The organism is Micromonospora sp. 4G55 (assembly GCF_016803375.1).
The window spans coordinates 1-9,236 of the sequence record NZ_JAEVHN010000215.1; the positions used below are offsets into that span (position 1 = coordinate 1).

General features: G+C 72.6%; 6 protein-coding genes, 2 tRNA genes and 1 pseudogene. 2 read left to right on the forward strand and 7 right to left on the reverse strand.

Annotated elements, in window-relative coordinates; translation table 11 throughout:
- Nucleotides 1–268: 268 nt before the first annotated feature.
- Nucleotides 269–904 (forward strand): annotated as a pseudogene (locus tag JNW89_RS18375) (ABC transporter substrate-binding protein); the annotation flags it as partial.
- A gap of 381 nt (nucleotides 905–1,285) precedes the next feature.
- Here the strand turns inward: JNW89_RS18375 and JNW89_RS18380 are convergent.
- The 7 genes from JNW89_RS18380 to JNW89_RS18410 all read right to left on the reverse strand — a co-directional run bounded on the left by JNW89_RS18380 (nucleotide 1,286) and on the right by JNW89_RS18410 (nucleotide 7,684).
- Complete coding sequence (locus tag JNW89_RS18380; RefSeq protein ID WP_179801708.1) at nucleotides 1,286–1,534, reverse strand: hypothetical protein; 249 nt, start codon at nucleotides 1,532–1,534, stop codon at nucleotides 1,286–1,288.
- Between the two features lie 109 nt (nucleotides 1,535–1,643).
- Nucleotides 1,644–1,717 (reverse strand) — tRNA-Met (locus JNW89_RS18385).
- 170 nt (nucleotides 1,718–1,887) lie between these two features.
- Nucleotides 1,888–1,964 (reverse strand) — tRNA-Met (locus JNW89_RS18390).
- A 59-nt stretch (nucleotides 1,965–2,023) separates the two neighbouring features.
- A complete protein-coding gene (locus JNW89_RS18395) occupies nucleotides 2,024–2,947 on the reverse strand; it encodes a hypothetical protein (protein WP_238449853.1) in 924 nt (307 codons plus the stop codon).
- Nucleotides 2,937–3,446, reverse strand: coding sequence for a SigE family RNA polymerase sigma factor (locus JNW89_RS18400; protein ID WP_238449854.1), 510 nt, complete (start codon nucleotides 3,444–3,446; stop codon nucleotides 2,937–2,939). Before JNW89_RS18400 ends, JNW89_RS18395 begins: the two co-directional genes overlap by 11 nt.
- A 154-nt stretch (nucleotides 3,447–3,600) precedes the next feature.
- Nucleotides 3,601–6,555, reverse strand: a complete 2,955-nt coding sequence (locus JNW89_RS18405; protein WP_238449855.1) for a UPF0182 family protein — start codon at nucleotides 6,553–6,555, stop codon at nucleotides 3,601–3,603.
- A gap of 115 nt (nucleotides 6,556–6,670) precedes the next feature.
- Nucleotides 6,671–7,684 carry a PDZ domain-containing protein gene (locus JNW89_RS18410; protein ID WP_238449856.1) on the reverse strand — a complete coding sequence of 338 codons (1,014 nt, stop codon included), beginning with the start codon at nucleotides 7,682–7,684 and terminating at the stop codon, nucleotides 6,671–6,673.
- 181 nt (nucleotides 7,685–7,865) lie between these two features.
- Between JNW89_RS18410 and JNW89_RS18415 the strand changes: the two genes are divergently transcribed.
- Nucleotides 7,866–9,101, forward strand: coding sequence for a zinc-dependent metalloprotease (locus JNW89_RS18415; RefSeq protein ID WP_172894211.1), 1,236 nt, complete (start codon nucleotides 7,866–7,868; stop codon nucleotides 9,099–9,101).
- The last annotated feature ends 135 nt before the right edge of the window (nucleotides 9,102–9,236 follow it).

Consider the following 9,236-nt stretch of genomic DNA (forward strand, 5'->3'; position numbering starts at 1 on the left):
GTGCCGGCCCTCGCCACCGGCGGCCTCGCCGGGTCGCAGCGACGGCCGACCGCCCCGGTCGACGAGAACGGGCCGATCGAGTTGTCGGTCTTCTGGGTGGGCAACAGCCGGCGCGCGCAGGCCACCGAGCGGCGCTGCGGCTCTACTCCTCGCGCAACCCCCGGGTCACCTTCCGGGTCACCTGGCAGGCTGCCGGCGGCTACTACGACCGGCTCGCCACCAGGCCGGCGGCGGCAACGTGCCGGACCTGTTCCAGGTCGACGACACCGTGCTGACCGAGTACGCGCAGCGCCGCATCGCCCTGGACCTCAGCCCGTACGCCGCGGACGGCCGGCTCGCCCTCGGCGGCCTGCCGCCCGGGCTGGCCGACTACGGCCGGGTGGACGGGCAGCTGTACGGCGTCCCCGCCGCGCAGACGCACGCCGCCGTGGTCTACAACAAGGACCTGCTGCGCCGGCTCGGGGTGTCCGCCCCGACGATCATGCCGTGGGCCGACTACCTGGCCTGGGCCGCGCGGGTCACCCAGGCCAGCGGCGGGCGGGTGGCCGGCACCATGGACCCGTCCGGCGACCACCGGGCGCTCTGGCTCTGGCTGCGCGGCCAGGGCGGCAAGTTCTACCAGGGGCGGCAACTCGGCTTCAGCTCGGCGGCCCTGGTCGACTGGTTCGAACTCTGGCAGCGGGCCCGCAACGACCGGGCGACCCCGGCCGCCGCGCTGGTGGACCGGGCCGACGGCGGCGAACCGGCGCGACAGCTCGTGGTGACCGGCCACACCGCCGCCTCGTTCGCCTGGTCGCACCAGCTGCCCGAACTACAGCGCTACACCGACGACGAGTTGGGGCTGGCCGCCTTCCCCGGGCCGCCGGCCGCCCAGTGGGACCGGGCCTCGATGTACTGGGCCGGATTCCACGGCACCCGGCACCCCGGCGTGGTGGCCGACGTCGTCAGCTTCCTCACCACCAACGTCGAGGTGGGCCAGATCCTCGGCACCGACCGCGGGCTGCCCGCCGACCTGGCCGTGCGGCAGGCCGTCACCCAGGCGTCCGACGATCCGGTGGTCAAGCGCGTCGCCACCCTCGGCACCACCCTGAACGACCTGGTCGGCCCGCCCCGGCCCCACCGCCCCGGGGGCACGCCCGGGTGCGCGCGCTGCTCACGGCGGCGGCCCAGGACGTCCGGTCGGGCCGGGTGGGAGCGCGGGCCACGACGTCGAAGTTCATGGCGCAGGCGCAGGGGGCGCTGGCCGAGTGACCCCGGCCGGCGGCTGCCGGCCGGGCCGGCCGGATCAGCTCGGCGGACGGTTGCGGCGGTTGCGCATCAGCCGCAGCACCAGGAACACGATCAAACCCACCACGACGAGGCAGCAGAGCAGGCCCAGGATGCCGCCACCGCCCCGACCCCTGCGCCGTGCGGCCTCCACCACCAGCTCGCCCTGGCCCGTGGACGCCCAGGCCGCGACCGGTACGAAGACCGAGAGCACGACCGCACCGAGGACCGCGCTCAGCCGGCCCCACCACCTGTTCCAAGATGACATGACCCCATCCTGACCGAGACGGGCAAGCGGGGCACGCCGGACGGATGGAAACCCCCGGCGGCGGAAACGGCGAAGGCCCCGGAGCTGGGCTCCGGGGCCTTCGAACGAGTAGCGGGGACAGGATTTGAACCTGCGACCTCTGGGTTATGAGCCCAGCGAGCTACCGAGCTGCTCCACCCCGCGTCGGCTCCATAAGCCTAGCGCATCCCCGGGACGGAGATCAGCCGGGTCCCGGATCGGCCACCGGGGCCGCTCGGACGCCGAGACCGGGGCCGCTCGGGCGCCGGCCGCCGGGGCGGCTCGGGCGCGGAAAAGGCGAACGCCCGAGGATCAGATCCTCGGGCCGTTCGTCGTGGTAGCGGGGACAGGATTTGAACCTGCGACCTCTGGGTTATGAGCCCAGCGAGCTACCGAGCTGCTCCACCCCGCGTCGACTCGTTAACCGTAGCGTACGGAGCCCCGGACCCGCAAAACGGGTCCGGGGCACACTCAGCGCAACCAGTTGCGGATCGCCAGCACCGCCCGCCGACTGTCCGCGTCGACCTGCGACTTCGGGCTGGAACTGCCCTCCCAGCCCTGCTCCCAGAGCACCGTCACCACGTTCCCGATCCGGATGGCCCGGATCAGCCGGACCTCCTCGTCGCCGGTCGGCTGGTCGTTGACGTCGAGGAAGGGCTTGCGCATCTCGAACAGCACCGACTCGTCGCCGTAGCCGCTGCTGGGCAGCAGCTTCTGCCGGGACGTCACCTTGCCGACCGGCTGCTGGGGGCAGTCCCGCACCGCGTCGCGCAGCTCGTCGAGCGCGGCGGCAGCCTTACCGTCGCGGTAGATGGTGATGCTGTGCCGGTAGAGGCCGTCCGGGATGCTCCCCTCCGGCGCCCCGGCCAGCTTGAACGGCACCGTCCGGACCCGCTGCCGCACCGTCCCCGAAGCGCCCGGCTCCGCCCCGCAGAGCGCGGGCAGCACCTGACCCTCGCCGAACCGGGACCCCGCCCCGGTGTCGTTCGCCGCCGCCAGCGCGAAGAAGGCCGAATCGGGGATCGAGGTCGGCATCCGGACCGGCGGCGGGACGCCGACGCGCGTCGGTGACGTCGACGTCGGCTGCCCCGACGGCGACCCGCTCGGGCCGGGCGAGGTCGCCGACGGGGTGGGCGTCGGGTCCGACGGCACGGCCGAGGGCGGGGCCGGGGTGTCGGCGGGCGGCCCGACCCGGGTGTCCGGGCCGGCCACGAGGACGAACTGGGCGCCGACGGCCGTCCCGCCGACCAGCGCCGCCGCGGTCAGCACCCCCAGCGCGGCCCGGGTCCGCGCCCGGCGGTCGGCGTACCGGCGCACCAGGTCGGGCGCCGCCAGGCCGCGTGGGTCGGTGTCCTCGGCGAGTGAGCGGTAGAAACCGGTCAGTTCACGCGACATCGTTGACCTCCAGCTCCTCGGACGCGACCCCGGGCAGCAGCTCGGCGAGCCTCGTCCTGCCCCGGGACAGCCAGGACTTCACGGTGCCGGTGGGGACCCGCGTCTCGCGGGCGATCTCCTCCACCGGCATGTCGAACAGGTAGTGCAGGGCCAGCGCCTGCCGTTGGTTCGCCGGCAACTGCCGCAGGGCGGCGACCAGCAGGACGGTGTCCTCGCCCGGTGGCCGTACGTCCTCGGGTAAGCCGGTGCGGCTCACCGCCGTGCGCCAGCCGCGCAGCCGGCGGAACCGGTCGGTGGCCAGGCGGCTGACCACCAGCCGCAGCCACGCCTCCGGCGCCGGGTGGGTGGCCAGGCTGCCCCACTGCCGCCAGGCCCGGGCGTACGCCTCCTGCACGAGGTCCTGCGCCTCGCCGTGGTCACCCGCCACCGCATGGCCGTACCGCAGCGTCCGCCCGGAGGTGCTCCGGTAGAACTCGTCGAAGCTCTGCGCGTCCCTCATGCTCACACCACGTCTCCCCGTTTCCCCCACCTGCTGACAAGACGGTGGACGGGGCCGGTTGGTTGCAGGCATCGGGTCGGAAAAACGACAGCCCGCGACCGGAGGACCGGCAGGTCCTCGGGTCGCGGGCCGGTCGGATCGCCCGCGCTGCGGCTCAGCCGCTCGGCGTCGGTGCCGGCGCGGACGGGCTGCCGCTCGGCGTCGGGGCCGGCCCGCCGCTCTGCTGCGCCTGCTGGAACGCGGTCATCGCCTCGTCCAGCGCCTTGAGCGCCCGGCCGTACCGCTCGAAGTCGCCGGACGTCTGCGCGGCCTTGACCTCGACGATCGCCGTCTGCACCCGCTCCGCCGCGGCGGCCAGCTCACCGGTCAGCGGCGGCGGGTTGGTGCCGCCCGGGGGCGGCGGCGGAGTGCCGCCGGGCGGCGGTGTCGTGCCCTGCCCGGCCCGTTTGCCCTGGTCGACGAGCTGCTTGATGCCGTCGGTGAGGTTGTCGGCCAGCGCCACGTAGGAACCGCCGTCGCCGTACGAGAGCAGCACCTTCTGCAACAGCGGGTACGCGTCCTGCTGGTTGCTCTTCACGTAGACCGGCTCGACGTAGAGCATCCCGTCGCCGAACGGCAGCGACAGCAGGTTGCCGTACTGCACCTGAGCCTGGTTGGAGGAGAGCAGGTTGAGCTGCTGCCGGATGTTGGCGTTGTTGGTCATCTGCTGGTGCACCTGGACCGGCCCGGAGACCCGGGTCTGGTCCGGCAGCTCCCACACCTCCAGCTTGGGCTGACCGTCGATGTACGACCCGGAGATCAGCGCGGCGAGGTTCTGCCGCCCGTTCGGGGTGACCGCCGCGGTGATCTGGAAGCGCGGGTCCACCTGCCCGGGGAACTGGGTGAACAGGTAGTACGGCGGCTGCTTCTGCCCGCTGTCCGGCGCGTCCGGCACGTTCGGCACCTGCCAGAAGTCCTGGCCGGAGTAGAAGTCGCCGGGGTCGGTCACGTGGAACTTGGTGAGCAGGTTCCGCTGCACCTTGAACATGTCGGCCGGGTAGCGGAAGTGCTCGGCCAGCTCCGCCGGGATGGCGTTCTTCGGCAGCACCAGGTCCCCGCCGAACGCCTTGTTCCAGGCCTTGAGCACCGGATCGGTCTCGTCGAACTCGTAGAGCCGCACCGTGCCGTCGTACGCGTCGACGGTGGCCTTCACCGAGTTGCGCATGTAGTTGACGTTCTCCCGGGCCAGCTGGAACGTGCCCCGGTTGGTCAGCTCGTCGGCGGTCTCGGTCTGCAGGTTGACCCGCTCGGCGTACGGGTAGGTCGCCGCGGTGGTGTAGCCGTCGACGATCCACTGGATCCGGCCGCCCACCACCGCCGGGTACGGGTCGCCGTCGAGGGTGAGGAAGGGCGCGACCTTCTCCACCCGGTCCCGCGGGTTGCGCACGTACAGCAGCCGCGAGTTGTCGTTGACCGCCCCGGAGAGCAGGAAGTTCGACTCCTGCTCCTTGATGGCGTAGAGCAGCCGACGGCCGAAGGAGCCGATCTCGACGCCGCCCTCACCGGTGTAGGTGTAGTACTGCTCGCCGCCGGTGGTCGGGGTGGGGCGGTCGAACTCGGCGTTGCGGGACTTGTCGGCCTGCCCGACGATCGCGTAGTCGTCCTTCTCCATCCGCTCGCCGTAGTAGATCCGCGGCTGGGAGGCCGGGATCTGCTCGGCCTGCGAGGAGCACGCCTCCTGCGCCTTCTCACCGAGGAAGCCGGAGACGAAGTACGGCTGGCCGCCGCAGACCACCTGGTTGGCCGGGGCCGCGACGAGCCCGTACCCGTGGGTGTAGACGGTGTGCCGGTTGATCCAGTTGTTGTTGGGCAGCTCGCCGTAGTTGATCTCGCGGACGCCGACCACGTAGTCGGAGGTCTTGTTCGCCACCGAGTACCGGTCGATGTCGAGCTTCGGCCCGAAGTCGTAGAAGCCGCGGACCTGCTGGAGCTGCGTGTACGTCTCGGAGACCAGCTGCGGGTCGAGCAGCCGGACGTTCGGCACCACCGAGGTGTCGGTGGCCAGGCTCGCCGGCGGGGTGAGGTTGTTCGCCGCGTACCCGGTGGTCTTCGTGTCGCCCAACCCGAACGCGGCCCGGGTGGCCCCGATGCTGCGTTCGATGTACGGCGCCTCCTTGTCCCGGGCGCTCGGCTTGACCTCGAAGGTCTGCACCGCCCACGGGTAGATGCCGCCGATCGCGACGGCGGAGACGCCGAGCAGGGCCAGCGAGATGCCCGGCCAGACCAGGTTCCGCATCACCGCGTTGGAGAAGACGATGATGGCGATCGCCACCACCACCGAGATGTACGCCAGGATCTCCTTGGCCGGCAGCAGCGCGTTGACGTCGGCGTAGCCGGCGCCGTAGAGCTTGGCGCCCTCGTTGTACTCCAGCAGCATCGCTCGCCGGTCCAGCACGTACGCGATGGCCTTGAGCAGCACGAAGACGGCGACCAGCGTGCTGAGGTGGGCCCGCGCGGCGTTGGTCATCCGGTCGCCGACGCCCTGCAGCCGCACCCCGCCGAAGATGTAGTGCACGGCCAGCGCGCCGAGCAGCGCCAGCACCACCGCGGTGAAGCCGACGCCGAGCAGGTACCGCCAGAAGGGCAGCTGGAAGACGTAGAAGCCGACGTCGACGCCGAACTCCGGGTCCTTGACGCCGAAGTCGCCGCCGTTGCGGAAGAGCAGCCACTGGTTCCACCGGCTCTGCGCGGAGAGGCCGGCGAAGAGCCCGAGCACGGCCGCGGTCAGGCTGATCCAGGTGCCGATCCGGGGCGTGAGCAGCATCCGGTAGCGCTCCAGGGTGGCCTGCTCCAGCGAGTGCGGCCGCAGCGCCGGCCGCAGCCGGTACGCCAGCCAGAGGTTGCCGCCCACGAAGAGCGCCAACCCCACGCCGATGGTGAGGAAGAGCAGCAGCCGGGTGACCAGGACTCCGGTGAAGACCTGGGTGTAGCGGACCTCTTCGAACCAGAGCCAGTCCGTCCAGGCCTGGACACCCCAGCCGAGCAGGGTGAAGAGCACGAACACCCCGACCAGGACCCCGATGGTGACGCGTCCGCGCCGGCTCATCCTCGGCAGGGGGCTGCTACGCATGACCACTGTTGGCTCCGCACGCTCGATGTGATCGGCTCCGGACAGGCACCCAGAGTACGGGGTGTTCCTGAACGTGGCGGTCCAAGGTCACGGCGGGCTGTCGCGGCGCCCGGGATCAGCAGCGGATCGGCTGCCCGCCCGACCGCAACGTCTCCAGCGCCGTCAATGCCTCGTCCAGCGAGCCGACCTTGATCAGGGGCAGGTCGGGCTGCGGATTGCGGACCGCCTCGGCGCAGTTGTCCGCCGGCACCAGGAAGACCTTCGCGCCGGCCTTCTTCGCCCCGACGAGTTTCTGCGCGATCCCGCCGATCGGACCGACCCGGCCCTCGTCGTCGATGGTGCCGGTGCCGGCGATGACCTTCCCGCCGGTCAGGTCGGCCGGTTCGAGCTTGTCCACGATGCCGAGGGCGAACATCAGCCCGGCGCTCGGCCCGCCGATGTTGGCCAGGTCGATCTTCAGCGTGAACGGGTGCGGCTGCCGCTGCTCCGGCACCAGCCCGACGCGCGGCCGGCCGTCCTGCTCCCGGCTGGTCACCGTGGCCGTGCCGGCCACGCCGTCGCGGGTGTAGCCGATCCGCAGCGCGGTGCCGGCCGGCTTCGCCCGGACCAGCTCCACCAGCTTGGTCGCCGTGGTCACCTTGACCCCGTCGACCGTGGTGATCACGTCGCCGGCCTTCAGCACGCCCGCCGACGGGCCGTCGGAGGCGACCTCCTTGGCCACCACCTGCACCGGGTAGCCGAGTTCCACCAGCGCGGCGGTCTCGGCGCTGGTCTGCGAGTTCTGGAAGTCCTCGGCGTTGCGCTTCTCCACCTCCTCCTGGCTCTCGTTCGGCGGGTAGACCAGCTCGCGCGGGACCACCGCCTCGTCCGCGGAGAGCCAGCCGGCGATCGCCGCGCGCAGCTTGACCGTGGGCTGCACCCCCACCGTGGTCATCCGCAGCTGGCCGGCGGAGCTGGACGTCGACCGGCCGGTGACCTGGATGACCTCCTTGCCGTCGGAGGTGCCGAGGGTGTTCACGGTCGGCCCCGGGCCGAGCACCACGTACGGGATGGGCGCGCCGAGCACGCCGATGCTGAGCAGAGTGGTGAGCAGAGCACCGAGGAGGACGGTCACGCCGCGACGTCTCATGCGGCAGAGCGTACCGATTCCGGCGGTGCCGCCCGGGCGGCGAGGCCGACTTCGCCCTCAGCGCAACGACAGCGAGGGCGACCAGGGGCGCGGCGCGCGTACCGTAGACGTCGTGCCTGATATTCCGTTCGGTTTCGCGCTCCCAGGTGGGCAACCACCAGACCCCAACGATCCCGCGCAGATGCAGCAGTTCATGTCGCAGTTGCAGCACCTGCTCTCCGCGTCGGGCAGCGGGCCGGTCAACTGGGACCTGGCCCGGCAGGTGGCCGCCAGCCAGCTCGCCGCGGCGGGCGACCCGGCGGTGTCGCCGTACGAGCGGCACGCGGTGGAAGAGGCGCTGCGCATCGCCGACCTCTGGCTGGAGCCGGCCTCCGCGCTGCCGTCCGGCATCCGCACCTCGGTGGCGTGGAACCGCAACGAGTGGATCTACAAGACCCTCGACGTCTGGCGCAAGCTCTGCGACCCGGTGGCCAGCCGGATGGTCGGCGCGATGGGCGACCTGGTGCCGCCGGAGGCGCGGGCCCAGCTCGGCCCGATGCAGTCGATGGTGGCGACCCTGGGCGGTGCGCTCTTCGGCGGGCAGCTCGGCCAGGCGCTCGGCTCGCTCGCCGCCGAGGTGCTCTCGGCCGGCGACATCGGCCTGCCGCTGGGCCCGGCCGGCACCGCCGCGCTCATCCCGGCCAACATCCGGGCGTACGGCGAGGGCCTGGAGCTGCCCGAGGACGAGGTACGCCTCTACGTCGCCCTGCGCGAGGCCGCCCACCAGCGGCTCTTCGAGCACGTCCCGTGGCTGCGCGGGCACGTGCTGACCGCGGTGGAGAACTACGCCTCCGGCATCCGGGTCAACCGGGAGGCGATCGAGGAGGCGATGGGCCGGGTCGACCCGACCGACCCGGAGTCGATGCAGGCCATCGCCCTGGAGGGCATCTTCACGCCGGAGGACACCCCGGCGCAGAAGGCGTCCCTGGCCCGCCTGGAGACGGTGCTCGCGCTGGTCGAGGGCTGGGTCTGCCACGTGGTCGACAACGCCGCCGGCGAGCGGCTGCCCAACGTGGTCCGCCTCGGCGAGGCGTTCCGCCGCCGCCGGGCCGCCGGCGGTCCGGCCGAGCAGACCTTCGCCGCGCTGGTCGGGCTGGAGCTGCGACCGCGCCGGCTGCGCGAGGCGTCGGCGCTCTGGGCCGCGCTCACCACGCACCGGGGCATCTCCGGCCGGGACGCGGTCTGGGGCCACCCCGACCTGCTCCCCTCCGACGACGACTTCGCCGACCCGGTGGCCTTCGCGACCGCCCAGCTCGACCTCGACGACGAGCTGGCGAACTTCGACTTCACCGCGCCGGGTGGCCCGGAGGAGCAGGCGCCGGGCGGCGGCACCCCGCCCCGCTCCGACGATTCCGGGGACGACACCGACAAGTCCTGATCCGCACCGCACCGGCCGGGCCGCGCAGCACGCGCGCCCGGCCGGCGGCGTCTGCACGTGCGTCCGGTGGAGCGTCCACCGGCCTGCGGGCGGTCAGCTTCGGCGGGCGGGGCCGGAGAGGAGGGCCCGGGTGGC